Source organism: uncultured Agrobacterium sp. (assembly GCF_913777885.1).
Lineage (GTDB): Bacteria > Pseudomonadota > Alphaproteobacteria > Rhizobiales > Rhizobiaceae > Agrobacterium.
This window is the reverse complement of the sequence record NZ_CAJYTV010000026.1, coordinates 24787-47674: the sequence shown is the minus strand read 5'-3', so window position 1 is coordinate 47674 and position 22888 is coordinate 24787. Positions and strand designations below refer to the sequence as shown.

The 22888-nt window shown below is 57.3% G+C and carries 24 protein-coding genes; 18 read left to right on the top strand and 6 right to left on the bottom strand.

Going from position 1 to position 22888, the window contains the following annotated elements:
- Window positions 1–23: 23 nt before the first annotated feature.
- Window positions 24–1136: an iron-containing alcohol dehydrogenase gene (locus QZ869_RS21330; RefSeq protein ID WP_296037450.1), complete on the bottom strand. Its 1113-nt coding sequence runs from the start codon at window positions 1134–1136 to the stop codon at window positions 24–26.
- A gap of 310 nt (window positions 1137–1446) precedes the next feature.
- Here QZ869_RS21330 and QZ869_RS21325 point away from each other — a divergent pair, with 310 nt between their 5' ends.
- Genes QZ869_RS21325 through QZ869_RS21305 form a run of 5 tightly spaced genes read left to right on the top strand, consistent with a single transcriptional unit; the run spans window position 1447 to window position 7248 of the window.
- Window positions 1447–2118 (top strand): GntR family transcriptional regulator, encoded by a 672-nt coding sequence (locus tag QZ869_RS21325; protein ID WP_296078593.1) that lies wholly within the window; start codon window positions 1447–1449, stop codon window positions 2116–2118.
- A 1-nt stretch (window position 2119) separates the two neighbouring features.
- Window positions 2120–3658 carry a UxaA family hydrolase gene (locus tag QZ869_RS21320; RefSeq protein ID WP_296107222.1) on the top strand — a complete coding sequence of 513 codons (1539 nt, stop codon included), beginning with the start codon at window positions 2120–2122 and terminating at the stop codon, window positions 3656–3658.
- A gap of 54 nt (window positions 3659–3712) precedes the next feature.
- Window positions 3713–5284: a GMC family oxidoreductase gene (locus QZ869_RS21315; protein ID WP_296098068.1), complete on the top strand. Its 1572-nt coding sequence runs from the start codon at window positions 3713–3715 to the stop codon at window positions 5282–5284.
- Window positions 5285–5315: 31 nt separating this feature from the next.
- The gene (locus QZ869_RS21310; protein WP_296037438.1) at window positions 5316–6098 is read left to right on the top strand and encodes an SDR family NAD(P)-dependent oxidoreductase; all 783 of its coding nucleotides are present in this window, start codon (window positions 5316–5318) and stop codon (window positions 6096–6098) included.
- Window positions 6099–6126: 28 nt separating this feature from the next.
- A complete protein-coding gene (locus QZ869_RS21305) occupies window positions 6127–7248 on the top strand; it encodes a glycerol dehydrogenase (protein WP_296098065.1) in 1122 nt (373 codons plus the stop codon).
- Window positions 7249–7613: 365 nt separating this feature from the next.
- On the opposite strand, the gene QZ869_RS21300 is transcribed toward QZ869_RS21305, so the two are convergent.
- Entirely contained in the window at window positions 7614–8144 is a 531-nt protein-coding gene (locus QZ869_RS21300; RefSeq protein WP_296098062.1) for a recombinase family protein, read from the bottom strand.
- Between the two features lie 10 nt (window positions 8145–8154).
- Between QZ869_RS21300 and QZ869_RS21295 the strand changes: the two genes are divergently transcribed.
- The 5 genes from QZ869_RS21295 (at window position 8155) to QZ869_RS21275 (ending at window position 11817) form a co-directional block, all read left to right on the top strand.
- Window positions 8155–8520 (top strand): tyrosine-type recombinase/integrase, encoded by a 366-nt coding sequence (locus QZ869_RS21295; protein WP_367115340.1) that lies wholly within the window; start codon window positions 8155–8157, stop codon window positions 8518–8520.
- A 319-nt stretch (window positions 8521–8839) separates the two neighbouring features.
- On the top strand, window positions 8840–9718 hold the full coding sequence (locus QZ869_RS21290; RefSeq protein ID WP_296107219.1) for an abortive infection family protein: 879 nt from the start codon (window positions 8840–8842) through the stop codon (window positions 9716–9718).
- Between the two features lie 268 nt (window positions 9719–9986).
- Window positions 9987–10481, top strand: a complete 495-nt coding sequence (locus QZ869_RS21285; RefSeq protein WP_296107217.1) for a hypothetical protein — start codon at window positions 9987–9989, stop codon at window positions 10479–10481.
- Window positions 10482–10654: 173 nt separating this feature from the next.
- The gene (locus tag QZ869_RS21280; RefSeq protein ID WP_296107215.1) at window positions 10655–11299 is read left to right on the top strand and encodes a hypothetical protein; all 645 of its coding nucleotides are present in this window, start codon (window positions 10655–10657) and stop codon (window positions 11297–11299) included.
- 122 nt (window positions 11300–11421) lie between these two features.
- Window positions 11422–11817: a hypothetical protein gene (locus QZ869_RS21275; RefSeq protein ID WP_296098050.1), complete on the top strand. Its 396-nt coding sequence runs from the start codon at window positions 11422–11424 to the stop codon at window positions 11815–11817.
- A 638-nt stretch (window positions 11818–12455) separates the two neighbouring features.
- Here the strand turns inward: QZ869_RS21275 and QZ869_RS21270 are convergent.
- On the bottom strand, window positions 12456–13721 hold the full coding sequence (locus QZ869_RS21270) for an FAD-dependent oxidoreductase (RefSeq protein ID WP_296107212.1): 1266 nt from the start codon (window positions 13719–13721) through the stop codon (window positions 12456–12458).
- Window positions 13714–14532, bottom strand: coding sequence for a shikimate dehydrogenase (locus QZ869_RS21265; protein ID WP_296098046.1), 819 nt, complete (start codon window positions 14530–14532; stop codon window positions 13714–13716). Before QZ869_RS21265 ends, QZ869_RS21270 begins: the two co-directional genes overlap by 8 nt.
- Window positions 14533–14642: 110 nt before the next feature.
- On the opposite strand from QZ869_RS21265, the gene QZ869_RS21260 reads away from it, so the two are divergent.
- From QZ869_RS21260 to QZ869_RS21225, 8 genes are all read left to right on the top strand, one after another.
- Complete coding sequence (locus QZ869_RS21260; protein ID WP_296098044.1) at window positions 14643–15551, top strand: LysR substrate-binding domain-containing protein; 909 nt, start codon at window positions 14643–14645, stop codon at window positions 15549–15551.
- 16 nt (window positions 15552–15567) lie between these two features.
- The gene (locus tag QZ869_RS21255) at window positions 15568–16485 is read left to right on the top strand and encodes an alpha/beta hydrolase (protein ID WP_296098041.1); all 918 of its coding nucleotides are present in this window, start codon (window positions 15568–15570) and stop codon (window positions 16483–16485) included.
- Window positions 16486–16492: 7 nt separating this feature from the next.
- Window positions 16493–17416: a LysR family transcriptional regulator gene (locus tag QZ869_RS21250; protein WP_296107209.1), complete on the top strand. Its 924-nt coding sequence runs from the start codon at window positions 16493–16495 to the stop codon at window positions 17414–17416.
- 129 nt (window positions 17417–17545) lie between these two features.
- Complete coding sequence (locus QZ869_RS21245; protein ID WP_296098036.1) at window positions 17546–18568, top strand: ABC transporter substrate-binding protein; 1023 nt, start codon at window positions 17546–17548, stop codon at window positions 18566–18568.
- A gap of 49 nt (window positions 18569–18617) precedes the next feature.
- Window positions 18618–19385, top strand: coding sequence for an ABC transporter ATP-binding protein (locus tag QZ869_RS21240; RefSeq protein WP_296098034.1), 768 nt, complete (start codon window positions 18618–18620; stop codon window positions 19383–19385).
- Window positions 19378–20235, top strand: a complete 858-nt coding sequence (locus QZ869_RS21235) for an ABC transporter permease (protein WP_296107207.1) — start codon at window positions 19378–19380, stop codon at window positions 20233–20235. Before QZ869_RS21240 ends, QZ869_RS21235 begins: the two co-directional genes overlap by 8 nt.
- Before the next feature lie 29 nt (window positions 20236–20264).
- Window positions 20265–21296 carry an alcohol dehydrogenase catalytic domain-containing protein gene (locus tag QZ869_RS21230; RefSeq protein ID WP_296098029.1) on the top strand — a complete coding sequence of 344 codons (1032 nt, stop codon included), beginning with the start codon at window positions 20265–20267 and terminating at the stop codon, window positions 21294–21296.
- Complete coding sequence (locus QZ869_RS21225; protein WP_296107203.1) at window positions 21296–22027, top strand: hypothetical protein; 732 nt, start codon at window positions 21296–21298, stop codon at window positions 22025–22027. Before QZ869_RS21230 ends, QZ869_RS21225 begins: the two co-directional genes overlap by 1 nt.
- Before the next feature lie 62 nt (window positions 22028–22089).
- On the opposite strand, the gene QZ869_RS21220 is transcribed toward QZ869_RS21225, so the two are convergent.
- Together QZ869_RS21220 and QZ869_RS21215 are read right to left on the bottom strand one after the other, a co-directional pair.
- A complete protein-coding gene (locus tag QZ869_RS21220) occupies window positions 22090–22509 on the bottom strand; it encodes a type II toxin-antitoxin system VapC family toxin (RefSeq protein WP_296107201.1) in 420 nt (139 codons plus the stop codon).
- Window positions 22506–22760 (bottom strand): plasmid stabilization protein, encoded by a 255-nt coding sequence (locus QZ869_RS21215; protein ID WP_296107198.1) that lies wholly within the window; start codon window positions 22758–22760, stop codon window positions 22506–22508. Before QZ869_RS21215 ends, QZ869_RS21220 begins: the two co-directional genes overlap by 4 nt.
- Between the last annotated feature and the right edge of the window lie 128 nt (window positions 22761–22888).

Here is a 22888-nt window from a genome sequence, read left to right as displayed (position 1 = left end):
CAGCCATTTCCTCTCCATCGCACTCAACGAGAGTCGCGCATGATCTCCAGATACTCCTCCTGCGTCGCGAGACGCGGATTGGTGCCATGGCAATGGTCCTTGAGCGCTTCGCCCGAAACCTTCTCCATCATCGCCTGCGTCACGCCCATCGCTTCGAGGCCGGACGGCATGCCGATTTCCTTGTTCAGCTGCGCAATTGCCTCGTCCGGGACGCCGCCAAGCATTTCGGCCAGCACATCCCACTTCTTCCCGATGGCCTGTCTGTTGAAGCGCAGGACGGCCGGTGTCAGGACGGCATTCAGCGTTCCGTGATGGAGATTGAGTTCGCGGATGGCTCCGAGCGGATGGGTCAGCGCATGCACGGCGCCAAGGCCTTTCTGGAAAGCCATGGCGCCTTCCAGCGCAGCCATCATCATGTTCCAGCGGGCATCCCGGTTTTGGCCTTCCTTGACGGCGGTGCGTAGCGCGGGAAGGCCGCGCTTCAGCCCATCGAGTGCAATGGCTTCGGCGGGCGGATTGACGGATGGTGCCATGTAGGTTTCGAGGCAATGCGAAAGCGCATCCATACCGGTCGCAGCCGTCAGGAACGGCGGCAGGCCGTAGGTCAGCTCCGGATCGCAAAGCGCAATCGATGGAAGCATGAAGCCGCTGAGGATACCGAGCTTGCGGCCCTCCGCCGTGATGATGACCGCAGCGCGGCCGACTTCGGAGCCTGTACCGGACGTCGTCGGCACCGCAATCATTGGACAGATCTTGCCGTGGATCCTGGAAGCACCACCGGCAACGGCGGTATATTGCGCCAGCGGCCCCGGATGGCCGCTGAGAAGACGAACCGCTTTTGCAAGATCCAGGGATGAACCACCACCGAGACCGACAATGCCGTCGCAATTCTCGCTCTTGAATATCTCGTAGGCGGCGAGAACGGCGTCCTCCGTCGGGTTGGCCGGCGTGCCGTCAAAGACGACGGGGCGCGTTTCGAACAGGGCAAGTACCTTTTCGACGATGCCTGTTGCGACCAGTCCCTTGTCGGTGGCAATCAGCGGACGCTTGACCCCGAGCTCGGCCAGAAGCGACGGAAGACGCGATATTGCGCCATCGTCGAACTCGATGCGTGTCAGGTAGTTGATCGTTGCCATGGCGATATGTCCTGGTTTCCGCTTTTCAGGTGATCGCGATCCAGCAGGCGGCTGCGGCGTTACCGCACCTGCCTTGACCAAAGTCGCAACGGGCCGAAAGGCCGTATTTCGTCCTGGAAGCACCTCGGTGCGTCCGCACCTTGGCTTTTCCTCTTCATTGACGGCGCCAATAACTTTTCCTCTTGCGCCGCCGACTAATATATGAGTTATAAAAGGCAGAACATCGAATTGCTGTCAACGGCAAATCGTAAACTTTCCGAAGGCCCTACAAGACGGCAGTTACGAAGAGAAATCAACGAGCATACGGACTATGAGACTAATCCCAAAAGCAGAACACATATATGGGTTATTGCGACAAGCCATCGTCCATCTGGACATGCAGCCGGGTGCGGTGATCTCGGAGAAGGATCTTTGCACGGAGTTCGGCGTGTCACGGACACCGGTCCGCGAGGCGCTGCAGAAGCTTTCCGACGAGGGGCTCGTCGATATCTTTCCGCACTCTGGCACCTATGTCAGCCGGATCTCGTTCAATGTCGCGGAGGAAGGTTTCGTCATCCGCCGCTCGCTGGAAATCGAGAGCGTCCGGAAGGCTGCATCGCGGATCACGGACGGAGATCTCGCACGCCTGCAGACGATCATCGGCGAGATGCGGGGGATTCTGGAGCGTGACACGCTGGCAGACTATCTGGACGCGGACGACGCCTTGCATGGCGCCATCGCCGGCATCAGCGGATATCCACGGATCTGGAAGTTCATCACGCTCGCCAAGGTCCACCTGGATCGCATGCGGCAGCTGAGTGCACCGGTACCTGGCCACCTGGCCATGGTGACGGAACAGCACGAGGCAATCGTCCGCGCCCTCAAGAACCGGAGCGCCGACCAGGCTGAGCTGGCCATGCGGATCCATCTGGATTCCTCGTTCGAGGTGATGGCCAACATGTACGAGGACAAGGTTTCCCTGTTTGAGAAGAAGGACGCCTGACATGACAGATTACTCGACGTCGTCCCCCCTGCTGCGGCTCCACGCGCGCGACAATGTTGCCATCGCCCGCGTTCCCCTGGAACCCGGAAACTGCGACGAACTCGGCGGTGTCTTTGTCCATACGCGCATCCCGCAGGGCCACAAGGTCGCGGCAGCGGCACTCGGCAAAGGCGAAAAGATCGTGAAATACGGCCAGGTTATCGGCTTCGCTACCGCTGACATCGCCGTTGGCGACCATGTCCATACGCACAACATGGCGATGGGCGACGTGGTGCTGGAGCACGAATTCTGTGTCGACGCACACGAGCCCTATTTCCTGGCACCGGAGGAGCGCGCAACCTTCATGGGCTACGCACGCCCCCACGGGCCTGCGGGCACGCGAAACTACATCGCCATTATATCGTCGGTGAACTGTTCGGCCACTGTCTCAAAGGCCATCGCTGCGCATTTTTCCGTTCCGGGTCGCCTTGAAGCTTATCCGAACGTCGATGGCATCATCGCGCTGACCCATGCCGGTGGCTGCGCCATCAACACCAATGCCGAAGGTTATCGCTACCTGACGCGGACGCTTGCCGGATACGCCACCCACCCCAATGTCGGCGGTGTCGTGATGATCGGCCTCGGCTGTGAAACCAACCAGATCCCGGCCATCCTTGCCGCCCACGGCCTGACGGAAGGCGATACCTTCCGCACGATGACGATCCAGACAACCGGCGGCACCCGCAAGACCATCGAGCAGGGCATCTCGGTCATCGACGAGATGCTGCCCAAGGTCGATGCGATCCAGCGCACTCCGCAGCCGGTATCGATGCTGAAGCTGGCGCTCGAATGCGGCGGCTCGGACGGTTACTCCGTCATATCGGCCAATCCTGCGCTCGGCTACGCTGCCGATCTGCTGGTGCGCCATGGCGGAACCGCATGTCTGGCCGAAACGCCGGAGATCTATGGCGCCGAACACCTTCTGACGCGCCGTGCCGCAAGGCCGGATGTCGCCAAAAAGCTTTTGCAGCGCATCGAGTGGTGGCGCGACTACGCGGAGCGCGGCAAGGCCGAACTCAACAACAATCCGTCGCACGGCAACAAGGCCGGCGGCCTGACGACCATTCTCGAAAAGTCGCTCGGCGCCGTAGCGAAGGGCGGCACGTCTCGCCTCAACGCCGTTTACGAATATGCCGAGCCAATCACCGAAGCCGGCTTCGTTTTCATGGATACGCCGGGCTACGACCCGATCGCAGTCACGGGCCAGGTCGCAGGCGGATGCAATATCATCTGCTTCACCACCGGCCGAGGCTCCGTCTCGGGCTTCAAGCCGGCCCCATCGCTCAAACTCGCGACGAACACGCCGATGTACGAGCGGATGGAAGAGGACATGGACATCAACTGCGGCACGATCGTCACGGGTGATGAGACGGTGGAGCAGGTCGGGGAGAGGATCTTCCGGATGATCCTCGACACCGCCTCCGGCAAGCAGACGTCCAGCGAGATCTTCAACTACGGCGACAACGAGTTCGTGCCCTGGCAGGTAGGCGCGATCATGTGATTTGGAGGAGCGGCATCTGAGCGCGAAAGCCATGAGATGCCCGGGAGAGAGAAGATGACAGAACTGAAGAACTTCTACGACGTCGTGATCATTGGCGCCGGGGTCGGCGGCGGAGCTCTGGCAAACCGTCTGGTCGAGACCGGGCGCAGCATCCTGATGATCGAGCGTGGCCCGCGCCTGCCGCGCGAAGCCGACAACTGGAGCGTCGACGCCGTTTTCCACACGAGGAAGTACGTGGCCAAGGAAGAGTGGCGCGACAAGGACGGGGTGATCTTCAACCCCAGCACCTATTATTATGTCGGCGGCAACAGCAAATTTTTCGGTGCTGCGACCCTGCGCTTCCGCGCCGAGGACTTTGGTGATCTTAAGCACGAGGGCGGCATTGCCCCTGCCTGGCCGGTTCCCTATTCGGAATTCGCACCCTATTACGATGTCGCCGAGCGGCTGATGGGAACCCACGGTACGGCCGGCATGGATCCGACCGAGCCGCCCCGCTCGGGCCCGATGCCTTATCCGGCGATCGGCCACGAGCCGGAAATCGCCTTCTTCGAAAAGAAGCTGCGCGAAAAGGGCCTGAAACCCTTCCCGCTGCCGATTGCCATCGACTATCATCAGGGCGGCAGCTGCATTCGCTGTCGGACCTGCGACGGGTTTGCCTGCAAACTCGGCGCAAAGGGCGATGCCGAAGTCCGCCTCATCGACCCGGCCATTGCCAAGGGCAATATTGATCTGATCACCGAGACGCTGGTGCACCGCATCCTGACCGATCCAACCGGCAAGCGCGTCACCGGTGTCGAGCTCACCCATCAGGGCGAGAAGAAGATTGTGACGGGCGACACCTATATCTGCAGCGCCGGCGCGATCAACTCGGCAGCTCTCCTGCTGCGCTCCGCCAACGATGCCCACAAACGCGGTATCGGCAACAACATGTCGGACCAGCTGGGCCGAAACTATATGGCCCACAACAACACGGCCATGATGGCGGTTTCGCCGTTCAAGAAGAACCGCGTCACCTTCCAGAAATCGATGGCGGTCAACGACTATTATCTGGCGAACAGCGAGAAGCCCTACCCGCTTGGCAATGTCCAGGGGCTTGGCAAGCTGCAGGGCGGCATGCTGACGGCCAACGCCAAGTGGGCACCGGAATGGCTGATGAACCAGTTTGCCGAACGCAGCGTCGACTGGTGGATCATGTCGGAGGATCTGCCGGATCCGAACAACCGCGTCACCGTCGATCCGGATGGCAAGCTAAGGCTGAGCTATACGGAGAACAACCTGAAATCCCATAGCGAACTCGTCAAAGTCTGGGGACGCCACATGCGCTCGCTTGGCTACCCGCTGATCATCACCCAGAAGATGGACATCAAGGTCTCCATGCACCAGTGCGGCACGGCGCGCTTCGGCAACGATCCGAAGACTTCCGTTCTCGACCAGCATTGCAAGGTCTGGGATGTCGACAATCTCTACGTCGTCGACGCGTCCTTCCTGCCATCCTCTACCGCTCTCAACCCGTCGCTGACGATCGTCGCCCAAGCGCAGCGCACCGGGGAGCAGATTTTGAAGCAATGGGGAGAAATGGCAATGGCCCCTATCACCATGACGACAGCTTCGCCGACAACCGCCTGATCCAAAGACCTACAATCGGGAGGAGAAACCGATGGATTACAGCAAGATCTTCGATCTCAAGGGAAAGAAGGCAATCGTCACCGGCGGATCGCGCGGGATTGGCAAGGCGCTGGCGGAAGCGCTTGCCAGCCATGGCGCCGATGTTGCCATCGTCGTCCGCTCCACCGTGGACAGGGCAGAAGGTGTCGTCGCCGAGCTGCGCGACATGGGCGTCGACAGCTTCGCGATCCAGGCCGATGTCGCCGATGAGGCGGACGTCGAGCGCATGACGGAAGCCGTGCTGGCACGCTGGGGCCGGATCGACATTCTCGTCAACAATGCCGGCATCATTTTTCCCGGTAGCGCAGAGGAGTTTTCACTGGATCACTGGCGACAGACCATGGCCGTCAATCTCGACGGCGTCTTTCTCGTCTCCAAGTCAGTCGGCAAGGCGATGATCAGGCAGAAGGATGGCTCGATCATCAACATCGGCTCCATGTCCGGCCGGATCGTCAACTGGCCCTTCCGACACACCGCCTACAATGTCTCGAAAGCAGGGGTGCACATGCTCACCAAGGGCCTCGCCACAGAGTGGGCCGAGCACAACATCCGCGTCAACGCTATCGCTCCCGGCTACATCATGACAGAGCTGACGGAAGACGTGCTGAAGGATCATCCCGACGTCGTCCGCGACCATTGGGCAAAGGGCGCCGTGCAGAACCGCATCGGAACGGTGGACGAACTGGCCGGCGTCATCGTCTACCTCGCAAGCGGCGCTTCCTCCTTTACCACGGGAGAAATAATCACAGTCGACGGCGGTCTGACGCTTCGCTGATCGGGTTCATTTCCAGGAGATTTTCACCATGACACAACGCGGTTACGGCGGCCCATTGCGCTATGTGCAAGGCCCAGGCGTTCTGGCCGACCTTGGCATCTATATCGCTCCGCTTTCGAAGTCTGCACTTATCATCATCGATGCCTTTTTCTGGAATAGCCTGCGCCCGCAGATCGAGCGGAGCCTCCAGGAGCAAGGCGTCAAAAGCCGCTTCGTCAAATTTTGCGGCGAATCGACTGACAAGGAAGTCGCGCGCTGCGTCGACGAGGGCAAGGCCGGCGATGCCGGTGTCGTCATCGGCGTGGGAGGCGGAAAGGCGCTCGACACCGCGAAGATCACCGCCTTCAACATCGGCGCCCGCATCGTCACCGTGCCGACCATCGCCTCTACGGATTCGCCCACCAGCTCCATCGGCGTCATCTACTCGGAACAGGGCGTTTACGATCGGGTCGTGCGCTGCGGCCGCAACCCGGACGTCGTGGTCGTCGACAGTTCGCTGATCATCAAGGCGCCGGTACGCTTTCTGGTGGCCGGCATGGGCGATGCCCTCTCCACCTGGTACGAGGCTCGCTCGAACATTGAGTCACGCAGCAAAAACTATATCGGCGACGGCTATGCCACAACGGCAGCCGGCATTCACATCGCACGCGCTTGTCACGAAGTACTGATGCGCGATGGCCGCTCGGCCTTCGCTGCGGCAAGGGATGACCGACTGACGCCAGCCGTAGAGAACATCATCGAAGCCAACACGCTGCTGAGCGGCCTTGGCTTCGAGAACTGCGGCGTTTCGGCCGCACACGGCGTGCACGACGCCCTGACGGCGCTGGAACCTACGCACCACTTCTTCCATGGCGAAAAGGTTGCCTTCGGCGTCATCTGCCTCTTGGTGCTGGAAAACCGCTCGCCGGAAGATCTCAACGAAGCGCTGGACTTTTGTATCGACCTCGGCCTGCCCACCACCCTATCGGATCTCGGTCTTCAGGATGTGACTGCAGAAGACATGGCGGAAGTCGGCAAGCTCGCCATGCTACCGTCAAACGTCATTCATTCGGTTCCGGTGAATCTCTCAGAATCGCTCGTTGCGGATTGCATCTGGACTGCCAGCCGATTGGCGGAAACGCGGAAAATTCGAGGCTATAATGGAGCTTAAGCCCGGATCGCTCGGCAGCAATACGGGCACTCTTGCCGACAATTATGATGGATTTTATATTCTATCTTGAGGAGTGACAGTTCATACTTCGAAGTGAGCACTTCCCGCTGACTGGTGGTCATGCACAAAGAATGCCAATTCACAGACAGCAAAGCACGGGCGTAACGAAGTGGGTTCGCTCGACCCCGCAGGCTCCGACCGGCGAGCGGGCGAAGCGCCCACACGAGACGCGTGAGAGATTGTCGCTTTTACTTTGGAATTTCAAACTGCAGAACGTCATACGTCTGTTAGAGTTAGCGCGCAAAAATAGCCCAGATTTTCGCTAACGATTTGGGGTCGGAACAAGATGTGTTCCTGGCGACACGCTAAGATCGAACGGACCGTGAACCTTCGTCGCGAACCCGCATAACCGTCTGTCGACTAGTCGTAAATTTTCGCGCAATAGCCGAAACGCTCATTCCCTTTGCGAGATCATCGCGTACATCCATCTTCTGCTCATCACTGAGTGTAGATGGCCGACCGAGGGTCTTACCTTCCGACTTTGCACGCTTGAGGCCGGATTGGGTTCGTTCGATCAGCAAGTCGCGCTCGAACTGCGCGACAGCATTGAGCACCTGCATGGTCATCGTGCCGGACGAACTGGTCAGGTCTGCGCCGCCGAGGGCAAGGCAGTAAACGCGTACGCCCATCTCGGCGAGAGCCTTCACAGTGGTGCTGACATCGATCGCGTCACGGCCGAGGCGGTCGAGTTTGGTCACTATGAGAATATCGCCGGACTCCAGCTTGTCCATTAACCGTGAAAAGCCGCGGCGCTGTGCGATTGCGGTACTGCCGGAGATCGTCTCAGTAACGATCCGGCGCGGCTCGACATGAAAACCGGCGGCAAAGGCTGGCAAGCAGGTCGAACTGCCGTGCCACCATTCCCTTGAGGCCTACCTGGATGATTATCTCGACGGCGCAGGCCTGAGGGACGCTCCTCGTGCGCCGCTGTTCCAGACCTTCCACCAAGGCACGTCTGAAATGTCCGGCAAGGCGCTGCCCCAGGCCAACGCCTACGCCATGATCCAACGCCGCGCCGTCGCGGCCGGCATTAGTACCGCCGTGTGCAATCACACGTTCCGTGCCACAGGGATTACGGCCTACCTTAAGAATGGGGGAACGCTGGAGAAAGCCGCGAACATCGCCAACCATTCATCCACCCGGACTACACAGCTCTACGACCGCCGGAGCGATGATGTCAGTCTGGACGAGGTTGAGCGGATCCTGATTTGATCGAGCCTATGACAACGCCATCTCCCCAAATGATCCGCGAATTACGTAGCGACATCGCAAACGTCATTTCTGACTTCAAAGCTTATGACGCGCCGGGCGTTTGTACCCGCCTGGGCCTCGCAGATGGGGACGGTTCAGAAGCCTTCAATAGCAAGTACAAGTATGCCATGAGCAGGCTGTCGGCCGTACCAGCTGAAGGTCTTTTGCCTATGGCAAAAAGCTGCTCCTAGAGGTCACCAACTACCGTCTCTCGGAACAGGTCGCCAAATTTGAAGAGATCGACCAACCCGCAGTCACAGAGATTACTCGCAGGCGAATCTTGTCTGTCCTCAAGACGCGTCCCCTGACAACGGAGCTGGATGAAGTCGAATCCATCCAGCGTATCTGGCCAGTAGCCGAAATTCCTCCTCCTTACGGGTCGTCTGGCGGTCTCCTAGAGGATATCTATCAGCATACGGTTCGCAACTACGACTGGGGAACCGACGAGATGCTGATCCACCTTGGGTTTCTCAGCTGCTCCCAACGCCAGCTATTCCGGTTCCTGGAGGAACTGACAGCGCCTGTCGTTCAAACCCTCGAGGCGCAGGCGGCCTTGGTCGCTGACCTAAATTCTCATCTACAACACGATGGTTTCCGTCTCGCCATGACCGGCAAGGTATCAGGCTCGCCAATCTACAAGATGCAGCGCGCGATCCTTGGCAGCCCGGCCGACCATGGCATCAGTGCTGCCCTGCAGGCCTTTGACCCGAACGATGTTCATGGTCGGTGGATCGCGGCAGTGGAAAGGCGTGCAGACGATCCCCAGGGCGCTATCACTCTTGCCCGCACCCTCCTTGAGGACGTGTGCAAATGGATCCTGGATGAAGCAGAAGCCGAATATCCAGATAATGCTGATCTACCTGTTCTTTACCGTAGGCTTGCCAAGGTTCTTCGCCTCGCACCGGATGACCACACGGAGCAGACTTTCAAGCAGCTCCTCGGCAGCTGTCAGCAAATCGTTGAACTTCTGGGATCCCTTCGAAGCAAACTTGGTGACGCCCATAGCCCGGGCCCCAAAAAAGCAAAGCCGCAACCGCGACTCGCTGAGCTCGCTGTCAATCTATCCGGAACCATGGCGACTTTTCTTGTAGAAACCTGGCGGGCTCGTAAAGCAGAAGGCGCTCTCGCGCCGACAGATGCTGTCAAACCAGTAGCCTGATAGGAATTTTCCGATACCCGGGTGAACCGGGAGACGGGTGGTACCTATATACTGTTACTCTGCTGCTGGTTCTTCCTGTTTTCCGAATATCCTGATTATCAGTATATCTACTTTGGGTGAACCTGCGTTCGTACCACCCTTAACTCAGAAACAGGGGGCGTGCGAACCTGAATTCGCCCACTCCCGAACCTAGGTTCGCCCCGTAGCGTCTCGCCAATCGCGCGAAACAGCCTGATATAGAGGGCATACGCAAACACGGGAGACCGACATGGAAGAAACTGTAAAAGCAAAGTCGCCGGATGTCCAGGCGCTCAAACAGAATGAAAAGAAATGGACGCCGACGCTGATGAAGGCGGGGTGGAGCGCCATCCCGAACATCATTATCGAGAAACAACGCGCCTTGGGGTTGGACGCTCTAGACGTCAATATCCTGCTGCACCTGATCCAGTACTGGTGGACCGACGACAACGTGCCACGTCCTGCGGTCGGCACGATCGCGGAAGCGTTGAACGTGACGCCCCGGACGATTCAGAAGCGCATCACCGGAATGCAGAAGATCGGGCTGATCACGCGGGACGAGCGCCGGCACAGCAAGTTCGGGAGCCAGACCAACCTTTATCGCTTTGACGGGCTGATCGCGGCCTGCACGCCGCATGCGCTTGAGAAGATCGCGGCTGCCAAAAAGAAGTCTGAGGACGAGAAGGACAGGGTGAAGCGCAAAAAGCCCAAGCTTGTCGTGAACAACAACGCGCCGAGCTCTTGAGCGGGCGAGGCCGCAATCGACAGGAAGGATTGTTGACCTCACTGTCCGTCAGACGAGACAGCTGGCCCAGTGCTGTGGCAGGCTCATAAAAAGCAATGCCCCGGGCGCTTGCAATGCAGAGGCGCTACCGAGGCTCACGAAGACAAGATGGAATAAATTGAGGAGATATTCAAGTGGTTTTTGAGTATATGCCGACGATTATCGCGAATCTGGAGTCATCCCACTCCCCCGAACGGCTGGGACCTTACTACGCCCTTGCCGGTAACGACAAGGTGCTGGGGCTCCAGCTGTATGCCTGGAACAGCGCATTGTCTCAGGCGCTTTACACGCCGTTGCAAGGGCTTGAGATAACTTTACGCAACGGGCTTGGCGACCGGTTGAAGACTGCATTTGGCCCGACCTGGTTTGATCTTAATCCCGGGCCGGCGTTGCAATACCCCCTGCCCGACATGCTCCTGAAGGTACGCACCGATCTTGGCCGTCACGGAAGCATCGCGGATCACGGGCGCGTGGTGGCAGAGTTGAACTGGGGGTTCTGGACGGGGCTTCTTGCCAAACGCTACGAGCAATTGTGGCGCTCGCACTTCCGCAAGGTCTTCCAGTCAGAGGGGCCCCTCACCCGTGCGCAGATCTTTCAGCCGCTTGATGATCTCCGCCGGCTGCGTAACCGGATCGCGCACCACGAACCGATCCTGAACCGCAATATTGCTGCGGACTACGCATCGATCATCGAGCTGATCAGCTACATTTCGCCGGACACGGCCCGCTGGATCGACGAACATAGCCGGGTTGCAGCGGTGATCACTGCTAAGCCTTGATATGGCAGTGGGTGCGATGTGCTGCAACCCTTTAAATCATGGGTCAGTCGCGCCTGTCTGCGTTGAATTTCGTCGCTACAGCAACTAGAACTGACCAAGATTGATCGCGTGGGGATCCGGGTATGTGGTTTTGGCTCAAACGAGGCATCGCGGTCGCTGTGCTAGGATATGTGGCTTACGGTGTATGGGACTACTACCGTGCCGGCTACTTCACCCGCCCGGATATGCCTGAAGGGGCATTTTCGATCTCCTACAAGAGCGGTCTCAGAGCGATCCTGGTTGATGTCGAAAACCACCAGGAGAGCCGCAGATATCTCGGGTATCCCATGGATGTCCCGTTCTATCTGAAAGATGCCTGGGTGAAATGCAGCCCTCCGACAGAGGAGGAAAAACCGAATGTCGAGACATTCCTGGCCGAGCGTAGTATGCCGGGCCAGCGGTTAGAGGCCGTATGCCGCATTCAGGCTGACAACGATACCGTTGTCCGGGGACTGATCACCAGCGTTCCGCGTCTGTAAAGCCTCTGATTCCCACGCTTCCTGAGAATTTAGCGGATGTGGATCTGCATGTTTTCTGGACCATTCGCGGCTGTTCGGAGGAGCCGGAGATGACCGAAGACCAGATCCCCTGTTCCTGCGGGCAATAGCGAACGGCGCGGTCTCCTACGATACGGCCCTGAAAATCGACCCGGCAACCGGCCTGAAAAGGCGAAGCCAGTTCCGCATACGTCATGACAAGCTTGTACGGATGTACCATCAGAGCGAGTTTGTTGAACTGGATGTGGGGCTAGGACACACATCAATGTAGTCGACGGAAGCTGGATCTTACCTGACGCTGTTGCGATTGAGTGAGCTCTGGACCAATAGGCTCTGTTGTATCTGCTTCTCGTCCAGCTTCAAATTCAGCGGGCATCAGTATTGGCTTTTGCTCTTGAAAGGATCAGGACCGTCGGCCCTGCCATTGGAATGGAGCTAACACGCTGAAATTGCTTATCCACGGGCCGACAGTTCGTCTTACGCCAATAGATGGTATAGCGCGTGTTGCAGATATCAATCCCGCTTCGGCAACGCTATAGAAGAGATGCGTTTCGCTGGACCGAATCGGTCCAAAGTGACGCAACTTTTTTCTCAGATCGCATTGTTCGCTCTTCAGGCTTTCAAATTATCGCATTTTGAAAACAAAGATGCTTTCTGACGCTGTAAGCCGAAACGGACGCTGATGAAGCACTCAAGGCGGCCGCAATTCCAGCTGCTTGACCGGTGACAAAGGCTGTACCCATGACTCTCAAAGAACCATAGGCAGCAGCATCTGCGCCAGCGACCCTACCCGCGAGGAACAGATTATCCGCACCGACAGCTTGGATGGCTCCCATTGGTATATCAGCAAAGCCGTCGCCGCCAAGATCGACGAAATGTGCCCGACCGGGTGCCTCGTGAACCTCCATGGGCCATGCAGCACGCCCGATGCCATCTTCGCGACGGTCACCTTCGCGTAAAGCGGTAGCGGTCAAATCGTTACGCGAATGCGGACGGCGTGTCTCGCGAATACCTATCTGTGGCCCCGTGGCCGAGATGAACGCGTTTTCGAAGCCAGGCATCTGCCGGAGCAATTGCAAATTCCGCCAAGCTTGCCGTCGTGCCTCGCGTTCCGCATTGCCCAGACTGGCACCGCTCAAACCATCGGTCACAAGATCGATCGTCATCCACCAATAATCGTTCGACGTCGGCAGCCGCAACATGACGCCGCCGTCGGTTCGATGAATTGGAACATCTGAGCAAGCGTTGTGCTCGGCGATCAGTTGCGTCATCTGCTCGCGGTCGAATGTCACACCCGCTGAAACGCCACCGATACGAACGGGCATTGACGCGGGTTGGACGTGATCACCAGCGCGGCTGTCGGTCGTCATCTCAAGTCCCGCATGCGACGCTAGAGCAGCTTCACCGCTGGCATCTACAAACGCGTCTGCGGTGATCCCGTAGCTACCGGCATGGTCAGTCACCGTGATGGCGCCAATTCCACTCGGCTTCGTGGACACCGCAGTGACGCGACTGTGCAACAGGGTTTCGAGGCCATTCATGTCGGTCAATTGGTCGAATGCAAGCTTGACCGCCTCGGGGTCCAGCATGACAATCCAGTTGCCGCTGCTAGATCGTATCGGAGCGATATCCTGCCCAATCTTCGCAAGCATAGCCAGCAGTTCGACACCGATTCCTCCAACTGCAAAAACAGGCTCAGGACCTTTCAGGAAGAAGCCGCAGTAGGCTAAAACCAACGAATTGGCAGCCGCTCCGCCCAGGAAACCGTATCGCTCGATGAGTGCGACTTTCGCACCCATGCGGGTAGCAGCTACAGCCGCGCTCATTCCGGCCGCGCCACCTCCAACGACCACGACGTCGTATCGTCCACCTCGGGCTTTAGACATCAGTTGGCACTCCACCGAATATGCCCATCACTTTTCCAAGCGCAAAAAGTTGAGATTTGGCCATTTCCTCACCCGTCTGAATTTTCAGCAGCCGAGCTTTCGCAAGTGTGAGCATCGGCGTCATTTTCGGGCTCGTCACGACATCAGCCACCAGACCTTCTGGTGGCACCAATGCCAGCGTTGAGTAAGGTACCGGCAGTGGATCGTCATGCTGCATACCCGACGAAGACGCGTTGACGATAAGATCGAAGGCGCGCTGGGGTACTGCTCCTGCCAAAATAGAAACGGCTGGGAAAGCGCTGGACAGACGAGCACAGAGACTGGCGCCACGAGCCTTGTCGCGATCGGAAATAAACAGATGCGAAACGCCTTCGCGTGCAAGCGTGTAGCTAATCGCACTGCCAGCAGCTCCTGCTCCGACCACCAGCACGACTTTGCCATTGGAAGCGAAACCCTGCGCCCTTAAGGCTGTGAGGAAACCCTCGCCGTCGGTCATGTCGCCAGAAAGCCGTCCATTCGGGTGACGCCTCACCACATTCGCAACACCGAGAAACTGCGCTGTTGCACTGAGCTCATCGACCAGCGCGGCGACTGCTGCCTTGTGCGGAATGGTGACGACGAAGCCATCCATATTCTGCCAGCCACGCACCGTCGTAACGAAATCGGCAACGCGCTCCGGGGCGAGATCGATGGGGATCATTACCCTATCCACACCCTCATCGGCAAAATATCGGTTGAAATTACCCGGCGATTTCACTTGGACAATGGGCGATCCGATGATCGCCACCACCCGTGTTTCGCTTCCGATCACAAAGCTCCCTCCCAATTTCGGAGCGACGATATGAGACCATTGCCTATTGACGCCAATATAACTTTAAACCCATCCTATAACTTGGATTTATAGAAGCAATGCGAGCACGGATGCCAAATCCCAAACTCAGAGAACGGCAGATCGAAATTTTTCGCACGATCATGGCGACGCATTCGTTGACGGCAGCAGCCCGTCACCTTGGTGTTTCGCAGCCGAGCCTGTCGATTGCCATCAAGCGTCTCGAAGACCAACTTGGTATCGCGCTATTTGCACGCATTTCCGGCCGACTGGTGCCGACTCAGGAAGCGGAACTGATCTTTACCGAGGTCGAGCGCGTCCACCAGCAATCCGAAATGCTGTCTGATGTCATCTACTCGATTGCTCGAGGCGACGCCTCTGTCTTTCGGTTCGGCTCGACGCCAAGTCTTGGCATGCGATTGGTTCCGAAGGCATTGAGACGCCTGCAACTGGAAGGGGCTGCGGGCACCTACTACAGTGACTCACTATCGCAGCGCGATGTTCGCGACTACCTGCTGTTCGGCCAGGGTGCCTGTGTTGCAACGATCGCAGAGGTCAACGATCCGGTGATAGAAACGGCGAAAATAGCCAGCGCCGGTCTCGTCTGTGTCCTCCCGAATGATCACGCGCTGGCTGGCTGTAAATCAGTAACGCCGCTGGCGCTTGCTGGTGAACCGCTGATCTCTTTCGGAACCACCACCACACATGGTCTTCTGATTGACGAGACCTTTCGGCGTTGGGGCATATCGAGAAACACGGCGGTCTATGTGCATTTTGTCGAGGCCGCACTATCATTCGTCACAGAACGCATTGGCATCACGATACTCGACGCATTTTCCGCTATCGATTGCGAAGCAAACGGGCTCGTGGCAATACCGATCGAGAAAAGCGTCAGCGTTTCCGCCTACGTCCATATCTGCCATCTTCGCCCGCGACAGAAGGGCGTAGACAGACTGATCGAGGCGCTGAGGAACATAGCCGCAGTGACCTCACACGCTTAAAAGGTACAGTTAATCAATGTATAGACGCGCCAACGAGCTGTTTCCAGGCTTTGAAGAAAATCGCATCGAAACGCCCGACATCAGTTTCGCCGTTCTGACAGCCGGCAGCGGTCCCGTGATCCTGCTTTTGCACGGCTATCCGCAAACCCGCTCGGCATGGCACCGGATCGCGCCGGTACTTGCCGAAAACTATACCGTCGTTGTTCCAGACCTCCCGGGCTATGGTGAAAGCCGCGTCACTGGCAACTGGCAAGGAATGGGTTCCAAACGTCGCATGGCGAAAAGCCTGGGAGAAATGATGCTGGCGCTAGGACATCTCCGGTATGCTGTCGTTGGTCACGACCGTGGGGGCAGGGTTGCCTATCGCATGGCGCTTGATTTTCCAGAAACGATCACGGCACTCGTCTCGGTCACCGTCGTCCCCACACCGGAAACGTGGGAAGGTGTCAGCAAAGCCTTCGGCATGGGAGCATGGCACTGGTTCATGATGGCCCAGCCCGCGCCTCTACCCGAAAAACTGATGGCCGCGGATCCGCGTTTTCTCATCGATCTCACGCTCGGCAAAATGGCTGAGAATATTGAACGGATCGATCCACTGGCGTTGGAAGACTACAGGTTCGCATTCGACAATCCCGATGTTCGCCACGCCATGTGTGAGGATTATCGGGCTGGTGCCGCAACAGACGAAACTGACGATCTTGCTGATCGCATGTCAGACCGCAAAATCCAGGTACCTGTCCTTTTATTCTGGGAGAAGGATAGGCTCTATGGCGGCGGTCGCGAACCACTCGATATATGGGCAGACTGGTCATCTAAGGTTCAAGGGAAGGGCATTGGTGGTGGTCATCTGCTGCCGGAGACCGCCGCCAGCGAAATGCTCGAAGATCTCCTGCCATTCCTTGAAAAGGCGATCGATGTCCCAGGACAATTATGAAACTTCGATGGCCCAACGGCCTGATGACGGTCTCCTCAGCCTTCGGCAGATGGAGGTTTTCCATGCGGTCATGCAGGCGCGCTCCATCACTGGTGGCTCAAAGGTTCTTAATGTCTCTCAACCAGCGCTGAGCCGTACGATCCGTCGAATCGAAGACCTGCTTGGCATTGCGCTTTTCACACGCGACCGCAACGGTCTTGTCCCTACATCCGAAGCACTTGAGATTTATGCCGAGATCGACCCGCTGATACGGCAACTGACCGGCGTCGGCACCCAGATAGGCCGCATCGCACGCGGTGAAACGGCTGTATTCCGGGTTGGATCGACAGCCAGTGTGGCGCGCGCGCTGGTGCCACAGGCTCTAAGAACATTGTCCGTCGAGGTGCCCGGTATCGAGCTTTTCTTCGACGTACTTCCGGTAGACCAGATCGAGGAATACCTGATTACCGGACGCGGAGAAGCGGTTGTGACGATCGCCACGCCAGATCATCCGCTCATTGCTATCGAGCACGTGGGGCGGGTCGATCTGGTCGCGGTCATTCACAAGGATCATAGCCTTGCAATGACGCCTGTCATACGAGCGGCCGATCTGGCGGATATGGATTTTATAGCTTTTGCCCCAGGCGGCGCTCATCAGACAGTCGTCGATCGATTTCTCAATCGCGAGAAATTGAAAGTCAATACGCGTGCTGTTGCGCGATTTTCGGACACCGCACTGGCGCTAGCGAATGAAGCAATGGGCATCGTGCTGGTTGACTACGTCACCACGCTCGGACCCGTCGGCAGCAACCTCGTCGTTCGGCCCATCGAAGACGCCCCACAATTCTCGATATCGGTTCTATGGAACCGCCGCCGCTCGCATTCCGCCAATCTGCGCAAACTCACTGAAATTCTGTCTCGCAGATTGGCCGACCTGCCGCCGCTCGCCTGATTGAAAACAACCATCCGCATGCCTCAAGGGCATGGGAGACATAATCATTGTTCGTTGTCTTGCTTTTCAGCCGGTGGCAATAAGAGCGAATGGCGTCTCGGACACGTCATCTTTGGGAGGAGAAACAGAATGAATATATTTTTGAGCCGCCGTCAGGCGCTTATCGGCATGGGCGCACTCGGCAGCGCTGCGGCTTTCGGTCTGCCCGCACGCGCTGCAACCCGCAATCTTGCAGTGCTTCACCTTGCCAGCCATGCGCCAAGCTTCATTGCTTTCGAGCGCGGCTATTACAAGGAAGCTGGACTGGATATACAGCTGAAGTTCTTCGAAGCCGCTCAACCGATGGCCGTCGCGATCGCCTCCGGTGATGCTGACTTCGGTGTAACCTCAATGAGCGGTGGTCTCATCAGTCTTGCCCAGAAAGACGCCATCAAGGTTATCGGCGGCGCATTGACCGAGGAGAAGGGCGTCACCGGCGCAATTATACTTGCATCGAACAAAGCCTATGAGGCGGGTCTCACTGACCCGTCCAAGCTGTCCGGCAAAAGCTTCGGCATCACCACGGCAGGCTCCTCGTTCCACTTCATGGCGCACAAGATTGCCATCGCAAACAACATCAAGCTGTCGGATATCGAACTGCGCCCGTTGCAGAAACTGGGGGCCATCGTCGGAGCCCTGACCACAGGTCAGATCGATGCATGGGCGATCCAGCCGAACGTCGCCAAGAAGATGATCCGCGAGGGTGCCGCGAAGCAGATCGGTCTGGTTTCGGATTACGCGCCGGATTATCAGGTCACCACCGCCTTCACCTCGACCAAGAATGCGGCCAGTGAACGCGAGATGACGGCAGCGTTCGTCAAAGCCTATTCACGCGCAATTGACGATTACAACGCCGCCTTCGTAGACAACACGGCTGACGATGCGGAACGCGACGCTCTGGCGAAAATCGTCCACAAATATGTCGAAAGCGATAGCCCGTTCGACGCTGCCAAGCAGAATCTGATCGATGGCGCCATGCGCATCAATGCAGGGTTGGCACTGTCGCTTGGCAGCTGTGTCGAGCAGCTCGAATGGTTCAAGGCAGAAGGCATGGTCAAGGACGCAATTACGAACGAACAGCTGTTCGAGACGTCCTACGTAAAAACCATTTGATCAGCCAGTTATTATCGCGGAGGCCTAACGGCCTTCGCATGGAGGAACCATGGATCTGAAGCTGAAGAACATCAGCCATTTCTACGGAGCCGTAGAGGTTCTGAAAGATATTTCACTCAATATTCCGCAAGGGCAGATCATCTGTCTGATCGGGCCATCCGGTTGTGGCAAATCGACATTGCTTCGGTTTCTCGGCGGCCTTGAACGACCAAGTTCAGGCGAGGTGCTGCAGATCGGGAATCCTCCACCCGGCTCACTCAATCCCCTCACCTACGTCTTCCAGCATTTCGCCCTGCTGCCCTGGCGCACTGTAGAAGGCAATATCCGGCTTGTGCTCGAAGATCACAAGCTCAGTCGGCTCGAAATGGACGAGATCGTCACAGACGTTCTTGACCGTACCCGCCTGACGGATTTCCGCACGGCGCTTCCCAAGCAACTTTCGGGCGGCATGCGCCAGCGTGTCGCGATCAGCCGGGCACTGGCAGTCCGTCCCGCGGTGATGCTGATGGACGAGCCGCTTTCAGCACTCGACAGCCAGACGCGCGAGCTTTTGATGGATGACCTTGTCGCGTTGTGGACACGTCAGCCGTTCACGTCCGTCTATGTGACCCACAATCTAAACGAGGCAGTGCGGCTTGGCCACCGAGTCGTCGTCCTTTCCCGTCGACCAGGCCAAATCCGCGAAATCGTCGATATCGATATCCCGCTGTCCGACCGCCATCTTGGCGATCCCGTGCTGGAAGAGAAGCAAAAGCAGCTCTGGGACCTGATGCGCGAAGAGGCCATGGCCGCAGACAAGGAGTTGGTCAATGTCTAACGTCACCACACTTGCCAACGCTGCCGGAACATCCGGCGACGACAGGAAAGAAATCAGAACTGCTCTGGTACGCCCCGTCGCATTTCGCGGCGGCGGCTTTGCGCCGATCCCAGTGCGCGGTTTGGGCATCGCCGTGTTCGTGGTCCTGATCACCCTTGCTGAGATTGGAACGCGCAGCGGTTTCATTTCAAACCTGACACTGCCGCGCCCCTCCGCCGTACTCGATACTTTCGTGCAGCTCTGGCAGACTGGATTGCTCTTGAAACACCTGCTGCCATCGCTTCAGCGGCTGTTCATCGGCGCATTAATGGGCATCGCTGTTGGTATATCGATCGGCGTGATGATCGGCCTTTTCAGCTACTTTCGCGCAGGGCTGGTGCCGCTGGTCGCGGCGCTGTTTCCAATCCCGAAGATTGCGCTTCTGCCGCTATTCGTGATCTGGTTCGGCATCGATGAGACGTCGAAATACGCCCTGATTGCTTTCGGCACATTCACGCCAACCGTGGTCGCGACTTACGGCGCCGTCGACAATGTCGATCGCACCCTGATCCGTATGGGCCAGAGTTTCGGGCTAAGCTGGTGGTCGATCGTTCGCAAGATTGTCCTGCCTGGTGCGTTCCCTGCCATCCTGTCGGGCCTACGGGTGTCGATCTCGATTGCCATTATCCTCCTCGTCGCGGCCGAAATGCTTGGTGCCCAATATGGTGTCGGCTCCTACATTCTCGAGGCAGGTTCGCTCTATGATCTCGAAAAGCTGTTTGCCGGTGTCACTATCCTCTCTGTCATGGGCCTGATCGTGAACTTCGCAATCGGACAGGTCGAGAAGCGCTTTTTAAGCTGGCGCGGCTAATACCTGCACCTTATCAATGGAGATTGAATATGCTGGCATTGCAAAAAGTCCGGCCCGGCAGTGGCGTGCACTTCAATACGATAGCCAAGCCTGAAAACATTGCCGCTGGCGAGGTGTTGATCCGTGTGCATTTCGCCGGCATCTGCGGGACCGACCTGCATATCGCCCAATGGACGCCGGGCTACGAGTCGATGGAAAGTGCCATGCCCGTCACGCTCGGCCACGAATTTTCAGGCACGATAGAACAAGTCGGAAAAAACGTCCCAGCCGACGTGATCGGAACCCGTGTCACCGCCCGACCCTCTACAACATGCGGCCATTGCGAGGCCTGCCTGAAGGGCGACGAAGATAATTGCACTTCACGCAAGGGCGTTGGCATTGGCCGAAACGGTGCGTTCACCTCCTATGTCTGCGTTCCCTACAGCAATTGTCACACGCTGCCGGACAGTCTCGATATGGATATCGCTGCGCTAACGGAACCGATGACTGTCTGCGCAGAGGCCGTCGCGACGACCGAGGTTGCGGCAGGTCAGACCATACTCGTCATTGGGCCGGGCTTCATCGGCCAGGGTATAGCAATCCTGGCGCGCTCGCGCGGCGCGAAAGTCGTCATCATGGGCCGCGATGATGGGCCACGTCTCAAAAACCTTGCCGCTGCTGGTTTTCAGCATCTGATCGATACTAGCGATGTCGACATTGAAACCGCGCTTTCCAAATTTGCTCCGTTCGATGCGATCATCGAAGCGGCAGGTGTGCCGACGCTGGTCGCCGCTACCTTGCCATTTCTTAAGAAGCGCGGAATTTTCACCGTCGTCGGCATCCATCCCAGACCCGCCGAGATCGATCTTACAACACTTGTGCGCATGCACCAGCAAATACGTGGATCCTATCGAGCCCCCGCAGCCGATTGGGACGGCGTCATCGCCTTTCTTGATGGCCATCAGGATTTGATACGGCAACTGATTTCGCACACCCTGCCACTAATTGACGCTCTCACCGGCTTTCAGGCTGCGCATGATCATGTCGCCTCCAAAGTGATTTTACATATGGGAGAGGTTTGATGGCCGCAGCCATTCTCGCGCTCTGGAACGATTATCCGGCAGACCTCGCCGAAGAGTACGCATCATGGCACACGTTCGAGCACGTGCCCGAGCGTTTGACCGTACCAGGCATGGAGGCCGCACGCCGTTACGTGTCGGCCAGCCAAATCGAAACCTATTTCACGCTCTACGATCTTGAGGATATTAGCGTGATCGAACACCCCGCTTATATCGACCTCGTACGCAACCCCACCCCCTGGTCGCTCAAGATGCGTCGAAATTTCTCAAAGGTCCTTAGAATTCCAGGCAAGATCGCGGCAACTGGAGGAAAAGGAATTGGTGGAGCCGCGAACGTTCAGGCTTACTCCGTAGATCGAGGCAAAGCGCAAGCATGGGTGCGCGCACTCGAGACAGAGTTGTACCATTTGATCACGCAGTTCCGCCTAATAAGTTTCAGAGTGGCTCTTGCCGAACCAAACCAGATTTACGAGGTTTTTTCGCAGGACGAGAAGACCGACCCGGACACTGTCAACGTGGTGGTAATCGCCGAAGGCGAATCCGTTCAATCGCTTTCTGACGTACAGAATATGTTAAACGAGCAGATCCAAGCCACGCTCCAACCTCGGAGAATTCTGCGTAACGACCTTTTCACGATGTTAATCAGCTATCGCGGCGATGAGTTTCCAACAGACCGATCGAAAATCCATACGACCAGAGTTTCAAGTCGTAAATCAGATTTTTCGGACCCATGACCTATCGGTTCAGACGTATTGCCTTCATGAGATTAGAACCGGCGAACTGTAATTTTGAAGTCTTAGGCGGACCAGGGATTGATAACTATCAATCCGGCTGCTTCAAATGGGCTTGTATCTCGCGTTGCGACCGCGAGATGGTTTTCTGCAGCCGTAGCAGCAATATATCCATCAGCCTTCCCGATCGCCTTCCCAGATGTTCGGCTGCTGGCCATCAGATCCGCGTAGACTTGGGAGGTACCTACATTAAAAGGAAGAATGCGCCCGTCGAAAATTGGTAGAACTTCACCTTCAAGTCGATCATGGAGAATTGTCTGACGCTTCCCCGATGGCATTGAGGCAATCCCGAAACGAAGTTCGGCAATTGAAATCGCAGAAATGAACAGCGTTTCGACAGCCTGTTCATCCAGCCAAGTCAGCACAGAAATATCAGGGGCTGGCTTCCAAGGCTCAGATATTACATCAGTGTCTAGCAAGATCATTCGAAAGTCATCGGGACTGCCGGGGTCCTGTCGCGCTGTTGTTGCAGCGCTTCGACATCATTGTTTGACATTTCGGCGTCACGGCCAATGGCCGCGAGAAGCGAACCGAGTTTCACGCGTCCAGAAGGACGAACAGCGGATTCGAGAATGTCCCGAATTTCGGCCTCTGTACTACGACCGTGGTATGCTGCTCTTGCGCGTAACGCCCTATGAGTTTCATCAGATAGGTTTCGTATGGTCACCGCCGCCATTTATCCGATCCTAAATTTACTTTCGTTATGATATCACTATCACAGAAATGATAGCAATTTCAAGTCTTACTGTGAGCCGGACATTGGTAACTATGCGCGATCTTTCGCCTTGTAGAGATCCGAACCGT